Here is a 14598-nt window from a genome sequence, read left to right on the forward strand (position 1 = left end):
CGTACATGCAACTAACCGACCTTCTTTACAAAGTACCGCTCCAGTCGACTTCCGGGCCGATGAGCGTTGACATTACGGGCCTGACGATGGATTCCCGCCAGGCGGCGCCGGGCAGTTTGTTCGCCGCCATCCGCGGAACCCAGACCGACGGGCACCAGTTCATCCCGAAAGCGCTGGAACTCGGCGCAACGGCCATCCTCTGCGAACAATTGCCCGACGAACGGCCCGAAGGCGTGTCGTTTATCCAGGTCGAAGATTCCGCCTACGCGCTCGGGCTGCTGGCGGCGACCTTCTACGGGCACCCGTCCCGGAAGCTGAAACTGGTGGGCGTGACGGGCACCAATGGCAAGACCTCGACGGCGACGCTGCTGTTCCGGCTGTTCCGCAAACTGGGCTACCGGGTCGGGCTGCTGTCGACGGTGCAGAACCAGATCGACGAGGAAGTGATCCCGGCGACCCACACCACGCCCGACGTGATCAGCCTGAATGAACTGCTTCAGCGGATGCTGCACCACGGCTGTACCCACGTGTTTATGGAAGTCAGCTCGCACGCGGTGGTGCAGCACCGGATTACGGGTTTGCAGTTTACGGGTGGCATTTTTACGAACATCACGCACGACCACCTCGATTTTCACAAGACGTTCGACAATTACATCCGGGCCAAAAAAGGCTTTTTCGATGGACTTCCGGCCTCGGCGTTTGCCCTGGTAAACCTCGATGACAAACGGGGACTGGTGATGCTCCAGAACACGGCAGCCCGCAAGGAAACGTTTTCGCTCCAAACGCTGGGAACGTTCAAAGGCCGGATTCTGTCGGAAGGGCTTTTTGGACTGCACATGGACGTCGATGGCCGGGAGGTCTGGTTCAAGATTACGGGCCGGTTCAACGCCTACAACCTGCTGGGCGTCTACGGCGCGGCTGTACTGCTGGGCGAAAACGCCGAGGACGTGCTGACCGAACTGTCGAGCATTTCGAGTCCGCCGGGGCGGTTCGAGACGGTGATTTCGGACAACGAGGTGGTCGGCATTGTCGATTACGCCCACACGCCCGACGCCCTGCAAAACGTTCTCGAAACCATCAACGGACTGCGGCAGGGGGCCGAGAAGATCATCACGGTGGTGGGCTGCGGGGGCAACCGCGACGCCGCCAAACGGCCCGTCATGGCCGAAATCGCCTGCAAATTCAGCGACCGGGTGATTCTGACCTCCGACAATCCGCGCTTTGAAGACCCGATGGCCATTCTGGAGCAGATGCAGGCCGGTGTTCCGCCGATTGACTTTAAGAAAACCCAGACTATCGTAGACCGCCGGGAAGCGATCCTGAAAGCCGTGCAGATGGCCGGGCCGCACGATGTCGTGCTGATTGCCGGAAAAGGGCACGAAACCTATCAGGAGATTCAGGGCGTCAAACACGACTTCGACGACCGTAAAGTGCTGCGGGAAGCCTTTGCAAAGAGTGAAATCGGACGGAGCGAATGAGTAAAAAGCGGCTAACTTTGCGGCCGTTTGCAGTTGAATTACTCACCAGCCTGAAAAACTCACTCGTTCACTCATTCGCTCATTCAGTCATTAGCATATGCTTTATTACCTTTTCAGTTACCTCGACCAGAACTATAACTTTCCCGGGGCCGGGGTTTTCAAATACCTGTCGTTTCGGGCGGCGGCGGCCATTACGCTTGCTCTTCTGATTGCGGCTATTTTCGGCCGAAAAATCATCGACATTCTGCGTTCCAAGCAGATTGGCGAAGAAATCCGCGACCTGGGTCTGGAAGGACAGATGCAGAAACGCGGCACGCCGACGATGGGGGGCTTCATCATCCTGTGTTCGCTGCTGTTTCCGGTGCTGCTTTTTGCCAATATCAGCAATGTCTACATCGTGCTGCTGCTGGTATCGGCGGTCTGGACGGGCCTCATCGGCTTTCTGGACGATTACCTGAAGGTTCACAAGAAAAACAAGGAAGGGCTGCACGGCCGGTTTAAGGTGGTCGGGCAGGTGGGGCTGGGCCTGATCGTGGGGCTGACGCTGTCGTTCAACGATTACGTCAAAATCCGGGTGTACGAAAAAACAACGCCGGCCGCGGCCATTCTCGGGCAGGAAACGTTCCGCGATGTGAAGTCCACGCTGACGACCATTCCGTTCCTGAAAAACAACGAGTTCGATTATAATTCGCTGCTCTTTGGCCTCGTGCCGGACCAGTACACCTGGATTATTTACACCATTGCCTGCATCTTCATCATCACGGCGGTGTCCAACGGGGCCAACATCACGGACGGCATCGACGGGCTGGCGGCGGGCACGTCCATCATTATCGGCCTGACGCTGGCGGTTTTTGCCTGGGTTTCCGGTACGAAGACCATCGCGCAGTATCTGAACATCATGTACATTCCGAACTCCGGGGAACTGGTTATTTTCTGCGCCGCTTTTGTGGGCGCGCTGATCGGGTTTCTGTGGTATAATTCGTACCCGGCGCAGGTGTTCATGGGCGATACGGGCAGCCTGATGCTGGGGAGCGTTATCGCCGTGCTGGCGCTGGCGGTGCGGAAAGAACTGCTGATTCCGATTCTGTGCGGTATCTTCTTCGTCGAACTGCTCTCGGTCATTCTGCAGGTGAGTTATTTCCGATACCAGAAAAAGAAGCACGGCATCGAGTACGCCCGGACGCACCGGCTGTTCCTGATGTCGCCGCTGCACCACCACTTTCAGAAGAAAGGCTACCACGAAGCCAAAATCGTTATCCGTTTTCTGATTATCGGCATTCTGCTGGCGGTCGCCTCGCTGGTGACGCTGAAATTGAGATAAAGGAGGAAGGGGAAGGAGAGGGAGGACGGAGGGAGAAGAGGAGGAAACGCCCTCGAGTAGCAATGCTCTCTTTCTTCCCTCTCTTCCCTTTCCTCCCCTTTCCTCCTTTTCCTCCCCTTTCCTCCTTTTCCCTTGTTTTTCAAAAATATACGCCCTATATTTGCACTCCCGTTTCCGGACGGGATTCTTTTTGTTCTTTGCAACCTGTTGTAATTCAATATATAATCTCCTGTAAATTGTGGATACGTTAAGCTACAAGACCACCAACGTCAACAAAGCGACTGCGCAAAAAGGTTGGGTGGTTGTTGACGCGGAGAACTTGGTTTTGGGTCGTCTGGCGAGCCAGGTAGCCAAAATCATCCGTGGCAAACACAAGCCGAGCTACACGCCGCACGTCGATTGCGGCGACAACGTCATCGTCATCAATGCCGAAAAGATCAAACTGACCGGCAAAAAGATGACCGATAAAGTGTATGTCCGTCATACGGGTTATCCCGGCGGCCAGCGCTTCACTACCCCGCGCGAAATTCTCGCCAAGCACCCCATCCGGGTCGTCGAGCACGCCGTGAAAGGCATGCTGCCGAAGAACCGTCTTGGCCGTCGGCTGTACACGAACCTGTACGTTTATGCCGGTAACCAGCACCCGCACGCTGCTCAACAACCTCAAGAAGTAAAACTGGAACTCTAAGACGATAAGCGTTTAAGGTTTAAAGTTTAAAGTTAAAGGCGTAAGAGGACAGGCCAATTCTGAACCATCAGGCGCCGGGCGTTAAACGTTGAACGTTAGACGTTAAACGAAAAAATGGAAAGAATCAACGCATTAGGTCGTCGTAAAACTGCGGTTGCCCGTGTGTACCTTTCGGTGGGTAGCGGCAATATCGTGGTGAACGGCAAGGACTTCAAGCAGTACTTCCCGCAGGACGTGCTGCAAATCATCCTGAAGCAGCCGCTGACCACCATCAACGCCCCGGAAGGCTACGATGTGAAGGTCAACGTAAAAGGCGGCGGCATCACCGGCCAGGCTGAAGCGACGCGTATGGGGATTGCCCGCGCGCTCTGCGAATACAGCCCCGACTTCCGTCCGGCCCTGAAGAAGGAAGGCTTCCTGACCCGTGACTCACGCATGGTAGAACGGAAAAAGTACGGTCGCGCCAAAGCCCGCCGTCGGTTCCAGTTCTCGAAGCGTTAATATGGGTTTATGGTTTATAGTCAATAGTTTATGGTTACGGTTTTCAGTAACTCTAAACTTTAAACCATAAACACTAAACTCATTTTCGTCCAGACCGCACTTACTCGATGCCGACGTGCGGTGCTGCGTATTTCATCATTCATTATTCATTGTTCATTTAAAAAAATGGCACAAGTAGAATACAAAGACCTTCTGGATGCCGGTGTGCACTTTGGCCACCTTACCCGGAAATGGGACCCCCGCATGGCTCCGTACATCTTCATGGAGAAGAACGGGATCCATATCATCGACCTCAACAAGACGCTGGCGTCACTCGACGAAGCGTCCAACGCCATCAAAGGGATCGTACGTTCAGGCCGCAAGGTGATGTTCGTCGCCACGAAAAAACAGGCACAGGAGATTGTAGCTGACGAAGCACGCCGCCTGAAAATGCCGTACGTGACCGATCGCTGGCTCGGTGGTATGCTGACCAACTTCGCCACCATCCGCAAGTCGCTGAAGAAACTTCAGGGCCTGGAGAAGATGCTGAAGGAAGAAACGACGGTGAAAAACCTCGCCAAGCGGGAGCGCCTGACGATCAGCCGTGACAAAGAGAAAATGGAGCGTGTACTGGGCGGTATTGCCGACCTGACCCGCCTGCCGGCTGCTATGTTTGTGGTGGACGTGAAGCGCGAACACATTGCGGTTTCCGAAGCCAAGCGGCTTGGTATCCCCGTGTTTGCCATGTGCGACACCAACTCTAACCCGGACGCAGTAGATTTCCCGATCCCGGCAAACGACGATGCCTACAAATCCATCCGCCTCATTACGCTGGCGATTGGTAAGGCCATCGAAGAAGGTCTGGCAGAACGCAAGCAGGACAAGGACGACCAGCGTTTGCAGGAAGAGGAAGAAGCGAAGCGCGCCGTTGACGAAGCCGTCGAAGCTCCCGTAGCCGAAGGTGCCGAGTCAACTCCTTCCCTGGCCGTTTCGCCGGAAGAAGACCGGAACGACCAATAATTTTCCAAGCGACCGTAATGAGTTGCTAAGCTGATAATCAAGGACTAGCCCGTAGCTTAGCTATGGGCTATCCTGTTTAAAGGTTTAGAGTTTATGGTTTGGAGTTGTCCGGCCGCTGTGCCTGAACTGTAAACCATAAACTCTAAGCTTTAAACCATAAACTTTGAATTAGAAACACTACCAACAATGGCAATCACTGCACAAGACGTTAACAGACTCCGCCAGGAAACCGGCGCCGGCATGATGGACTGTAAAAAAGCCCTGACCGAAGCCAATGGTGATTTTGAAGCAGCCAAAGATATTCTGCGCAAGCAGGGTCAGAAAATCGCCAGCAAACGCGCTGACAATACCACGTCGGAAGGAATCGTGCTGACCCAGGTGAGCGAAGACGGCACCACGGGCCGCGTCGTTGCCCTGGCCTGCGAAACCGAGCCGGTTTCAAAAGTAGCCGACTTCCAGAACCTCGCCCAGGCGGTTCTGACGGCGGCCGTTTCGACCAACGCCGCTTCGAAAGAAGACCTGCTGGCCGTAGCCCAGGCCGATGGCCGCTCCCTGCAGGATCACATCACCGACCTGATGGGTAAAATCGGCGAGAAAATTGACGTGATCTCCTACGAAACCGTAACGGCGGACAAAGTCGTGGCCTACAACCACTCCAACGGCAAACTGGGCGTACTGGTCGGCCTGACGAGCACCAACGGCACCGACGTGACCGAGGTGGGTAAGGACATCGCCATGCAGATCGCTGCCATGAAGCCGATCGCTCTGGACAAGGACGGCGTTGACGCTTCCATCGTTGAGCGCGAAATCGAAATCGGTAAAGAGCAGGCCCGCGCCGAAGGCAAGCCGGAAGCCATGCTGGAAAAAATTGCCATGGGCAAACTGCAGAAGTTCTACAAAGAAAGTACGCTGCTGAACCAGGAATTCGTAAAAGATTCGTCGCTGACGATCGCCCAGCTGCTGGAGAAAACCAGCAAGGGCCTGAAGGTGTCTTCCTTCAAGCGCGTAGCCATCGGCGGCTAATCTTTTTGCCGGATACTCAAAAATGCCCCGTCTCTGGAAAGAGACGGGGCATTTTTATTTATGATAAGAATTTCATACTGTTATATTTGTTGTACAATCACTGGGTTAACGATTCGTAAAATGCATTGCCGGTACGCCCCCGGACGGGAACCAATCAGGGCAGGTTACTTTTTTGCCGCAACTACTTCTTACATGCATGGTAAGCAAATCCATTGACAGTAAGCGAATGTCGGATGAGGAGTTGGTCAGCCTGTACATGAGTACGCAGAACAACTATTATTTTGACCGCCTTTACGAACGATACAGCAACAAAGTCTACCGGAAGTGCCTGACCTTCACGAAGGATAAAGCCAGGGCGGAAGATTTCACGCATGACATTTTTCTGCGGCTCATCATGCGGCTGGGCAGTTACCGGGGGCAGTCCCAGTTTTCGGTCTGGCTGTATTCCATTACGTACAACTACTGCACGGACCAGCTGCGGATCGTGAAACGGCAGGGGGAGGTCGCCATCGACGAAAACATGGACTGGTCCGAAGACAATGAGGCCGAACTGGCTGAAATGGAAGTCCGCCGCCTCAAAAGCGCCATGCAGGGAATCGCCGCCGACGAGAAAGCCATTCTCCTGATGAAATACCAGGACGGGCTTAGTATCAAAGACATTGCCGCCATTCAGAAGGTAACCGAAAGCGCCGTCAAGATGCGGCTGAAGCGCGCAAAAGAGCGGCTGCGGCAGCGCTACCTGGAAACGCTGCTTTTCTGGCTGGTCCTTTTTGCCAAACTGATGACCCTGCTGAAGTGGCCTATCCGCTAAACTATGGAACTGTCGAAAAATCCATTTGCTGAACTGGAGGCCGACGCCGTGTGTCCGCCGAACGTACGGGAGGAACTGCTCTCCGAGATTGACTTTATTCGCAACTCCCTGACGGTGGTTGAAGTGTGCACCGGCGATTTTATGGGCGCCGTTGTGCTTTTTCTTGAACTGGTCCAGAACCGGATCGATAGCCCCCCGGCGCCCTAACTGTAACTTATCTGACTTAACTGCTGACTATGGATCGCCTACCTGCCTTTGTTGATGTGCTGGTCAACACCTTTTCGACCCTGATTAATCAATTCATTGAGTTCGTTCCCCGGATTCTGGGGGCCGGGTTTATCCTGCTGATCGGCTTTGGAGTGGCCAAAGCCGTATCGCTGGTGCTCCGCCGGGTGCTGGTGAAGGTTGGCTTCGACCGCATCGGCGATAAACTCAACGAAATTGACTTCATTAAGCGCCTGAGCACCGGAATCAAACTGAGCGATATTGCCACCCGGGTGCTGTACTACTTCATTCTGCTGGTTTTCCTGATGGCGGCAACCGAGACCCTGGGCGTATCGGCCATCACGGATATGGTCAAGTCGCTGGTGGCCTTTATTCCCCGCCTGATCGCCGCGGCGATTATGCTGCAGGTGGGCGTGCTGATCGCCGACGCGCTGCGTGGTGCGGTCGTGACGCTCTGCCAGTCGTTCAACATTGCTTCGGGCAAACTTTTGGGAATGATTGTTTTCTTCTTTTTCTTAGTCGTAACGCTCATCAGCGCCCTTGGACAGGCGGGCATCAATACCGAACTGCTCGAATCAAGCTTTAATCTGCTGGTCGGCGGCGTTATTTTTGCCTTTGCGGCCGGTTACAGCTATGCTTCGCGGGATATTATGGCCAACATCCTGTCGTCGCTCTACAGCAAAAGCCGATTCAAGGAAGGGCAGACCATCCGGATTGGGGCCATCGAAGGCACTATTGTCAAGATCGACAGCACCTCGATGACCCTGCAGACGGGCGAAACCGTAACCATTGTACCCCTTCAGGCCCTGCAAACGCAGGTAGTGGAAGTTTTGTGATGAAAAAACTGCTTCTAAGTTTGGTAATGACGGGCTTTGGCCTGTCGGCTTTTTGTCAGACACCCGCCGACTCGGTGCGCGTGGATTCCCTACCTCCCGCCGCCAAAGAAGTGCTGCCGCCTCTCCAGCGGGATACTACCTACTGGAAAAAAAGCGGTCAGATGGGCGTGAACCTCAACCAGGGGTCGTTCAGCGACAACTGGACGGGGGGCGGGGTGAACTCTATTGCCCTCGGACTGGTGCTCAACGCCCGGGCCGATTACCTCCGCGACCGGATCAACTGGACCAGCGAAGTGCAGTTTCAGTACGGGGTCGTGCGGAATGAAGGGCAACAGACCCGCAAGAACATCGACCGGCTCTTTGCCGATTCCAAGTTTGGCTACCGCATCAGCCGGTCCTGGCAGCTTTTTGCCTCCGGCAACCTGCTGTCGCAGTTCGCGCCGGGGTATCGCTACGAAAATCTGACCGGAGGCGGCGAACGCCGGGTGCTGATTTCGGGGTTCTTCGCGCCCGCCTTTGTTACCGAATCCATCGGTTTCGAATATAAGCCAACCACCTATTTCAACATGCAGCTCGGCGTTGCGACGCTCCGGCAGACCATTGTTTCGGACGATGCCATTTCGGTCGGCGAACCCAAACGGTACGGGGTTCCGGCGGGAAGGCGCGTCCGGACCGAAGCGGCCTTTCAGGTGGTGACCAACTTCGACCGCGACATTGCGAAAAACGTCAACTTCAAGGCGCGTTACCTCATTTTTGCCAGCTACGAGCGGATGACCTCCCTCGACCACCGGATCGACGCTTCCCTGACGGCCAAGGTCAACAGTCTCTTCAATGTCAACCTGACCACCATTGTGCTGTACGACAAAGACCAGAGCCGCACCGTGCAGTATAGCCAGGGGCTGGCCATTGGGCTGCTGTATAAATTTTGAAGAAATTGTTTGCCGAATAAAGATGAAGGATTAATTTTCAGGTACTTAACGCACCTTAAACCGCTCCATTCATGCTGAAAGAATTCAGAACCTTTATTGCTCAGGGCAATGTGCTGGACCTGGCTGTAGGAATCATCATCGGTGCCGCCTTCGGCAAAATTGTCAATTCCTTCGTAGAGGACATCATCAATCCGATCCTTGGACTACTGATTGGCGGGGTGGATTTCAGCCAGCTGAAGCTTGTGCTGCGACCGGCAGAAGGCGCCGCGGCGGAGGTTGCCATTCGGTACGGTAACTTTCTGAATGTGTTGTTCCAGTTCCTTCTGGTTGCCTGGGCGATCTTCCTGCTCGTGAAGGTGACCAACCGCCTGCGTCTTTCCAGCTCGCTTCAGAAAGAAGTAGCCTGAGTCGTACCGTAATCAAAAAGTCTCAAGCCCCGCCCTGGCGGGGTTTTTTATTGGAAAGAAATTTGGGCTTTCCGGCGGGGAACAGCGTCGAAAGTCTAATTTTGCCCCTTAAATCACCACTAAACCGGGAGCAGCCGACCCGAAACGGCTGCCTTACTTTGAGGATGGATCGGAAGCCGTTACTAATCGTGCTGGGAGGAGGCGAGAGCGGAGTTGGAGCCGCCCTGCTGGGAAAAGCAAAAGGAATGGAGGTTTTTCTGTCGGACCGCAGCCCGTTGCAGGAGAAGTACCGCCGGATATTACAGCAGGAAGACATTCCGTTTGAAGAAGGACAACATACCGAGGAACGCATTCTGGCCGCTACCGAAGTGGTGAAAAGTCCCGGTATACCGCCTACGGTCCCCATCGTGCAGAAAATCAGGGCCAAAGGCATTCCGGTGATTTCCGAAATTGAACTGGCCGCCCGCTACACCACGGCAAAACTGATCGGCATCACCGGCAGCAACGGAAAAACCACCACCACGCTGCTGATCTACCACCTGCTCAAATCCGCCGGACTCAATGTCGGGCTGGCCGGTAACATCGGCGACAGCTTCGCCCGGCAGGTCATGGAGGACACCTTCGACTACTTTGTTCTCGAACTGAGCAGTTTTCAGCTGGACGATATGTACCAGTTCCGGGCCGATGTGGCGGTGCTGCTGAACATCACGCCGGACCACCTCGACCGCTACGAATACCAGTTTCAGAACTACGTCAACTCCAAATTCCGGATTGTGCAGAACATGCGCCCGGAGGATGTTTTCATTTATTATCAGGAAAATCCGGCGATTGCCGAAGAACTACCCCGGCGCGAGCTGGCCGTGCAGGCGCTGCCGATCTCGCTGGAAAGCGCGCCCCGGCCGGGCGGGTTTCTGCGGAACGGCGAACTGGTGGCTTCCGCCGCCCGGACGGAGCTTCGGGTTCAAACGGCCGATTTGCCGTTGCAGGGCAAGCACAACGCCCTGAACATGCTGGCTGCCATGCTCGCGGCCCAGGCCGTCGGGCTGTCGGAGGAAGCCATCCGGACGGGTCTGCAAACCTTCCGGAACGCACCGCACCGGCTGGAGCCCGCCGGAGAAATCAACGGCATCCGCTTTATCAACGATTCCAAAGCCACCAACGTAGACTCCGTCTATTTCGCCCTCGAAAGCATGACAACGCCCGTCATCTGGGTCGCTGGTGGGCAGGACAAAGGCAACGACTACGCCCAGCTGGACAGCCTCGTAGGGTCGAAAGTTAAAGCTTTGGTTTGTTTAGGGAAGGATAATTCAAAGTTAATTAATTACTTTACCGGAAAAGTCCCTGTCTTAGTCGAAACGCAGGAAGTCGACGAAGTGGTGGCGAAAGGATTGGAATTGGGCGAGCCCGGCGATGCGGTGCTGCTGTCTCCCGCCTGCGCCAGCTTTGACCTGTTCCGCAATTACGAAGACCGGGGCGAGCAGTTCAAAGCCGCTGTTCGTCGTCAGGCTGAAAAAGTCCGTACTCAACCAAAGCAGTAAGATGGTTCTCTCCGTTAAAGACTGGCTGAAAACGAACCTGGGTGGCGATTACCACATCTGGGGCGTTGTTCTGTTTCTGTCGCTGATGAGCATGGCGGTGGTCTACAGCGCCACCGGCACCTACGCCTACTCGACCATGCAGGCGACCGAAACGTACCTGATCAAGCATAGCGCCCTGGTCGTTCTGGGAATCGTCGGCATGTGGTGGGTCCACCGGCTGAACTACGTCAGTTTTGCCAATTACTCCAAAATCGGGATGTGGCTGTCGGTATTTCTGCTGATCTACACGTTCATGTTCGGGGTCCGGATCAACGGGGCTCCCCGCTGGCTGGCCATCCCGATCATCGGGGCCACGTTTCAGCCCTCCGACCTTGCCAAACTGGCCTTGATTACCAACCTCTCGGCCATGCTCGCCAAACGGCAGCACATCCGCCCGGAAGAATACGAGCCCCGCCTGCTGATGACGATGATCTTCTGGATCGGCATTATCTGCATGCTCATCATGCTGACCAACACCTCCACGGCCATCATGCTCGGCGCCACGTGCTTCCTGCTCATGTACATCGGCCGCGTGCCTGGCAAATACCTCCTCTGGATGGTGGGCGTCTGCGCGTTTCTGGGCGCGGTAGGACTTGTGCTGGGCACCCGGTCCGAAACGGTGGTGAAGCGGATGGAGCAATATTACGAAGTTACCAAAGGCACCGGCCGCCCCAGCGACCAGGCGTGGGAGGCCAACATTGCCCTCGCCAACGGCGGCCTTGTCGGCCAGGGACCGGGCAACAGCCAGCAGCGCAACTTTCTGCCCCACCCGTATTCCGATTTCATTTACGCCGTTATCGTGGAAGAATACGGCACCGTAGGCGGCATTCTGACCATTCTGGCATACCTCTACCTTCTCTGGCGGGGCATGCGCGCCATTCAGAGCAGCAGGCGGGCCTTCGGCGGATTGCTGTCGGCTGGCCTGACGTTTAGCCTGGTGGGGCAGGCGATGATCAACATGGGCGTGGCCGTTGGGCTCATTCCTGTGACCGGCCAGCCGCTGCCGATGCTCAGCATGGGCGGAACTTCAATGATTTTTACGGGCCTTTCCATCGGGCTGATCCTCAGCGTTAGCCGGGGCGAAGCCGACGAGAGCGCCATTTTAGCCACAGGTCGTTCCAAAGCCTAACCGGACGGCCTGACGAGTAGACAGACTATGAGAGTAATTATCAGCGGCGGCGGTACAGGCGGGCATATCTACCCGGCCATTGCCATCGCCAACGAATTGAAAACGATTGATTCGTCCATCGAAATTCTGTTTGTCGGAGCAGAAGGGAAGATGGAAATGGAGAAAGTCCCGCGGGCGGGCTACCGGATCGTCGGGCTGCCCGTCGTCGGCATCAAACGGCAGCTGACGCTGGAGAATCTGGCTTTTCCCATGAAGCTCGGACGGAGTCTGCTCCGGGCGCGGCAGATTATCCGGGAGTTCCGGCCGGACGTGGCCGTGGGCGTGGGCGGCTATGCCAGCGGCCCGGTGCTGCTGGCCGCTTCCCTGGCGGGCATCCCCACGCTGATTCAGGAACAGAACTCGTACGCCGGACTGACCAACAAAGTGCTGTCGCGCTGGGCGCGGAAGATCTGCGTAGCCTATCCGGAGATGGATAAATTCTTCGCCGCCGAAAAGATCAAACTCACCGGCAACCCGGTTCGTACCGACATCGGGGCCGCGGCGGGCAAACGGGCGGAGGGGCTGGCCTTCTTCGGCCTGCAGCCCGACCGGAAAACACTGCTCATCATCGGCGGTAGCCAGGGCGCCCGGACGATCAATGAAACCATGGAAAAAGACCTGAGCCGACTGGTGGAAGCCGGTTGTCAGGTGGTGTGGCAAACGGGTCCGTCGTTCATCGAGCGTGCCCGGGCGGCCGTAGCCCAGAGCGGTTCCCCGCACATCAAGGCGTTTGATTTCATTTACGAAATGGATAAGGCGTACGCCGTGGCCGATGCGGTGGTATCGCGGGCGGGGGCGCTGTCCGTGTCGGAGCTTTGTCTGGTGGCCAAACCCGCCATTCTCGTTCCGTTCCCCGCCGCCACCGACGACCACCAGACCAAAAACGCCATGAGTCTGGTCAGCCGTCAGGCGGCGCTGCTGGTTACGGATCGCGAAGCCCGCGAAAAACTGGTGACCGAAACGCTTACGCTTTTAAACGACCCCACCCAGCAGCAGACCCTGAGCCGGAACATCCGCGAACTGGCCAGACCAAAGGCCGCAAGGGAGATTGCGGAAGAGATTTTAAAATTGAATGACTGAATGATTGAGTGACTGATAGGTGATCTGCCGCTGCGGCTGATAAAATTTTAAAGAAATAATCACTTAAGCAAAGCCCAATCAACCGCAGTAACGGACCGTCTGTCAGTCATTCAGTCACTCAATCATTCAGTCATTCAAAATTCATCATTCAAAAATGACAAACCTGAATTCCATAAAATACGTCTATTTCCTTGGCATCGGCGGCATTGGCATGAGTGCGCTGGCGCGCTGGTTTCTGGTGAACGGGTACGAAGTGGCGGGCTACGACAAGACGCCGACCCCGCTGACCGATACGCTGCAGGCCGAGGGAATGGCGATTCATTTTACCGAAGATGTGGAGCAGATTCCGGCCCACTTCCGCCAGAACCGGGAGCAAACGCTGGTCATCTACACGCCCGCCGTACCGAAAAATCACGCCGAATACGTTTACCTGACCGAGCAGGGCTTTACGCTGCAAAAGCGTTCGCAGGTGCTGGGCCTGCTGGCCGGACGGATGAAAACGGTGGCCGTCGCCGGAACGCACGGCAAAACAACCACTTCGTCGATGGTGGCGCATATCCTGCGCCACGCAGGGGTCAACTGCGCGGCCTTTCTGGGCGGGATTACCCAGAACTATGGAACAAACTTTCTGCTTAACGAACCGGCCGAAAACCTCTCGGAGGTCATCTGCGTGGTGGAGGCCGACGAGTTCGACCGTTCTTTTCTAACCCTGTACCCGGACGTGGCGATCGTCACCTCCACGGATGCCGATCACCTCGATATCTACGGCGATCATTCCTCCGTGCTCGACTCGTTTGCGGCCTTTGTGAGCCAGATCAAGCCCGGCGGCACGCTGTTCATGCGCCACGGCCTCGAACTGGCCGACCGCACGCCGGCCACCGTGCAGGAGTATTCGCTGGAGCAGGGCGCTTACCGGGCAGACCATGTCCGGATCGAAAATGCCTGCTTCGTCTTCGATCTGGTGTATCCGGGCGGGCGGATTGAAGGCGTGACGATGCAGATTCCCGGGTTTCATAATGTGGAGAACGCCGTGGCGGCCGGAGCGGCGGCGCTGCAGGTCGGCGTGACGCCCGAAGCCGTGCGCGAGGGGCTGAGTACGTACAAAGGCGTAAAACGTCGGTTTGAATATATTCTGAAAACAAATTCTTTTATATTTATCGACGATTACGCCCACCATCCGCGCGAGGTGGAAGCATTTCTGTCCTCCTTAAAAGCGCTCTATCCCGACCGTACCGTAACGGCCATTTTCCAGCCGCATCTGTACAGCCGGACCCGTGATTTTGCAGATGAGTTTGCCCGCAGCCTGTCGCTGGCAGATCGGGTCATTCTGCTGGATATTTATCCGGCCCGCGAGCTACCCATCGAGGGGGTCAGCGCCGATCTGATTTTTCGGAATATTACGGCCAGCCAGAAAATACAATGTTCGAAGGCGGAACTGCCGGAAGTACTGCGTCGGGAACCGCCGGTATTGCTGGCAACGATCGGTGCGGGCGACATTGATCAATTAATTCCGGAAATAAAAAGGCAATTTGGTGACCAATGAATAAAAATAAGG

General features: G+C 55.8%; 15 protein-coding genes. All 15 read left to right on the forward strand.

The genetic code is table 11. From position 1 onward, the window contains the following. Window positions 1–5: 5 nt before the first annotated feature. The 15 genes from ORG26_RS13665 (at window position 6) to murC (ending at window position 14586) form a co-directional block, all read left to right on the forward strand. Window positions 6–1478: a UDP-N-acetylmuramoyl-L-alanyl-D-glutamate--2,6-diaminopimelate ligase gene (locus ORG26_RS13665; protein ID WP_266362645.1), complete on the forward strand. Its 1473-nt coding sequence runs from the start codon at window positions 6–8 to the stop codon at window positions 1476–1478. A gap of 97 nt (window positions 1479–1575) precedes the next feature. Then, window positions 1576–2799 (forward strand): phospho-N-acetylmuramoyl-pentapeptide-transferase, encoded by a 1224-nt coding sequence (gene mraY, locus ORG26_RS13670; RefSeq protein ID WP_266362647.1) that lies wholly within the window; start codon window positions 1576–1578, stop codon window positions 2797–2799. A gap of 238 nt (window positions 2800–3037) precedes the next feature. After that, window positions 3038–3487 carry a 50S ribosomal protein L13 gene (gene rplM / locus ORG26_RS13675; RefSeq protein ID WP_266362649.1) on the forward strand — a complete coding sequence of 150 codons (450 nt, stop codon included), beginning with the start codon at window positions 3038–3040 and terminating at the stop codon, window positions 3485–3487. A 114-nt stretch (window positions 3488–3601) separates the two neighbouring features. After that, window positions 3602–3988: a 30S ribosomal protein S9 gene (gene rpsI, locus ORG26_RS13680; protein ID WP_266362651.1), complete on the forward strand. Its 387-nt coding sequence runs from the start codon at window positions 3602–3604 to the stop codon at window positions 3986–3988. Window positions 3989–4153: 165 nt separating this feature from the next. Next, window positions 4154–4987 (forward strand): 30S ribosomal protein S2, encoded by an 834-nt coding sequence (rpsB, locus tag ORG26_RS13685; protein WP_266362653.1) that lies wholly within the window; start codon window positions 4154–4156, stop codon window positions 4985–4987. Window positions 4988–5173: 186 nt separating this feature from the next. Further along, window positions 5174–6010 carry a translation elongation factor Ts gene (gene tsf, locus ORG26_RS13690; RefSeq protein ID WP_266362655.1) on the forward strand — a complete coding sequence of 279 codons (837 nt, stop codon included), beginning with the start codon at window positions 5174–5176 and terminating at the stop codon, window positions 6008–6010. A gap of 196 nt (window positions 6011–6206) precedes the next feature. Then, window positions 6207–6821: an RNA polymerase sigma factor gene (locus ORG26_RS13695; RefSeq protein WP_266362657.1), complete on the forward strand. Its 615-nt coding sequence runs from the start codon at window positions 6207–6209 to the stop codon at window positions 6819–6821. A gap of 3 nt (window positions 6822–6824) precedes the next feature. Next, complete coding sequence (locus ORG26_RS13700) at window positions 6825–7028, forward strand: hypothetical protein (RefSeq protein WP_266362659.1); 204 nt, start codon at window positions 6825–6827, stop codon at window positions 7026–7028. A 29-nt stretch (window positions 7029–7057) separates the two neighbouring features. Further along, window positions 7058–7882: a mechanosensitive ion channel family protein gene (locus tag ORG26_RS13705; RefSeq protein ID WP_266362661.1), complete on the forward strand. Its 825-nt coding sequence runs from the start codon at window positions 7058–7060 to the stop codon at window positions 7880–7882. After that, window positions 7882–8811, forward strand: coding sequence for a DUF3078 domain-containing protein (locus tag ORG26_RS13710; protein ID WP_266362663.1), 930 nt, complete (start codon window positions 7882–7884; stop codon window positions 8809–8811). Before ORG26_RS13705 ends, ORG26_RS13710 begins: the two co-directional genes overlap by 1 nt. Window positions 8812–8882: 71 nt before the next feature. Beyond that, window positions 8883–9218, forward strand: coding sequence for a large-conductance mechanosensitive channel protein MscL (gene mscL / locus ORG26_RS13715; RefSeq protein WP_266362665.1), 336 nt, complete (start codon window positions 8883–8885; stop codon window positions 9216–9218). Window positions 9219–9382: 164 nt separating this feature from the next. Then, entirely contained in the window at window positions 9383–10756 is a 1374-nt protein-coding gene (gene murD / locus ORG26_RS13720; RefSeq protein WP_266362667.1) for a UDP-N-acetylmuramoyl-L-alanine--D-glutamate ligase, read from the forward strand. A 1-nt stretch (window position 10757) separates the two neighbouring features. Then, complete coding sequence (locus tag ORG26_RS13725) at window positions 10758–11924, forward strand: FtsW/RodA/SpoVE family cell cycle protein (protein WP_266362669.1); 1167 nt, start codon at window positions 10758–10760, stop codon at window positions 11922–11924. 27 nt (window positions 11925–11951) lie between these two features. Then, the gene (murG, locus tag ORG26_RS13730; RefSeq protein ID WP_266362671.1) at window positions 11952–13043 is read left to right on the forward strand and encodes an undecaprenyldiphospho-muramoylpentapeptide beta-N-acetylglucosaminyltransferase; all 1092 of its coding nucleotides are present in this window, start codon (window positions 11952–11954) and stop codon (window positions 13041–13043) included. Window positions 13044–13197: 154 nt separating this feature from the next. Further along, window positions 13198–14586, forward strand: a complete 1389-nt coding sequence (murC, locus tag ORG26_RS13735) for a UDP-N-acetylmuramate--L-alanine ligase (protein ID WP_266362673.1) — start codon at window positions 13198–13200, stop codon at window positions 14584–14586. Window positions 14587–14598: the final 12 nt, after the last annotated feature.

Origin of the sequence: Tellurirhabdus rosea, assembly GCF_026278345.1 — a bacterium.
Taxonomy (GTDB): Bacteria; Bacteroidota; Bacteroidia; order Cytophagales; family Spirosomataceae; genus Tellurirhabdus; species Tellurirhabdus rosea.

What these genes read in the sequence shown, in the direction of transcription:
- ORG26_RS13665 (WP_266362645.1), top strand. Translation starts at nt 6, where the DNA reads ATGCAACTAACCGACCTTCTTTACAAAGTACCGCTCCAGTCGACTTCC.
- mraY (WP_266362647.1), top strand. Translation starts at nt 1,576, where the DNA reads ATGCTTTATTACCTTTTCAGTTACCTCGACCAGAACTATAACTTTCCC.
- rpsI (WP_266362651.1), top strand. Translation starts at nt 3,602, where the DNA reads ATGGAAAGAATCAACGCATTAGGTCGTCGTAAAACTGCGGTTGCCCGT.
- rpsB (WP_266362653.1), top strand. Translation starts at nt 4,154, where the DNA reads ATGGCACAAGTAGAATACAAAGACCTTCTGGATGCCGGTGTGCACTTT.
- tsf (WP_266362655.1), top strand. Translation starts at nt 5,174, where the DNA reads ATGGCAATCACTGCACAAGACGTTAACAGACTCCGCCAGGAAACCGGC.
- ORG26_RS13695 (WP_266362657.1), top strand. Translation starts at nt 6,207, where the DNA reads ATGGTAAGCAAATCCATTGACAGTAAGCGAATGTCGGATGAGGAGTTG.
- ORG26_RS13700 (WP_266362659.1), top strand. Translation starts at nt 6,825, where the DNA reads ATGGAACTGTCGAAAAATCCATTTGCTGAACTGGAGGCCGACGCCGTG.
- ORG26_RS13705 (WP_266362661.1), top strand. Translation starts at nt 7,058, where the DNA reads ATGGATCGCCTACCTGCCTTTGTTGATGTGCTGGTCAACACCTTTTCG.
- ORG26_RS13710 (WP_266362663.1), top strand. Translation starts at nt 7,882, where the DNA reads ATGAAAAAACTGCTTCTAAGTTTGGTAATGACGGGCTTTGGCCTGTCG.
- mscL (WP_266362665.1), top strand. Translation starts at nt 8,883, where the DNA reads ATGCTGAAAGAATTCAGAACCTTTATTGCTCAGGGCAATGTGCTGGAC.
- murD (WP_266362667.1), top strand. Translation starts at nt 9,383, where the DNA reads ATGGATCGGAAGCCGTTACTAATCGTGCTGGGAGGAGGCGAGAGCGGA.
- ORG26_RS13725 (WP_266362669.1), top strand. Translation starts at nt 10,758, where the DNA reads ATGGTTCTCTCCGTTAAAGACTGGCTGAAAACGAACCTGGGTGGCGAT.
- murG (WP_266362671.1), top strand. Translation starts at nt 11,952, where the DNA reads ATGAGAGTAATTATCAGCGGCGGCGGTACAGGCGGGCATATCTACCCG.
- murC (WP_266362673.1), top strand. Translation starts at nt 13,198, where the DNA reads ATGACAAACCTGAATTCCATAAAATACGTCTATTTCCTTGGCATCGGC.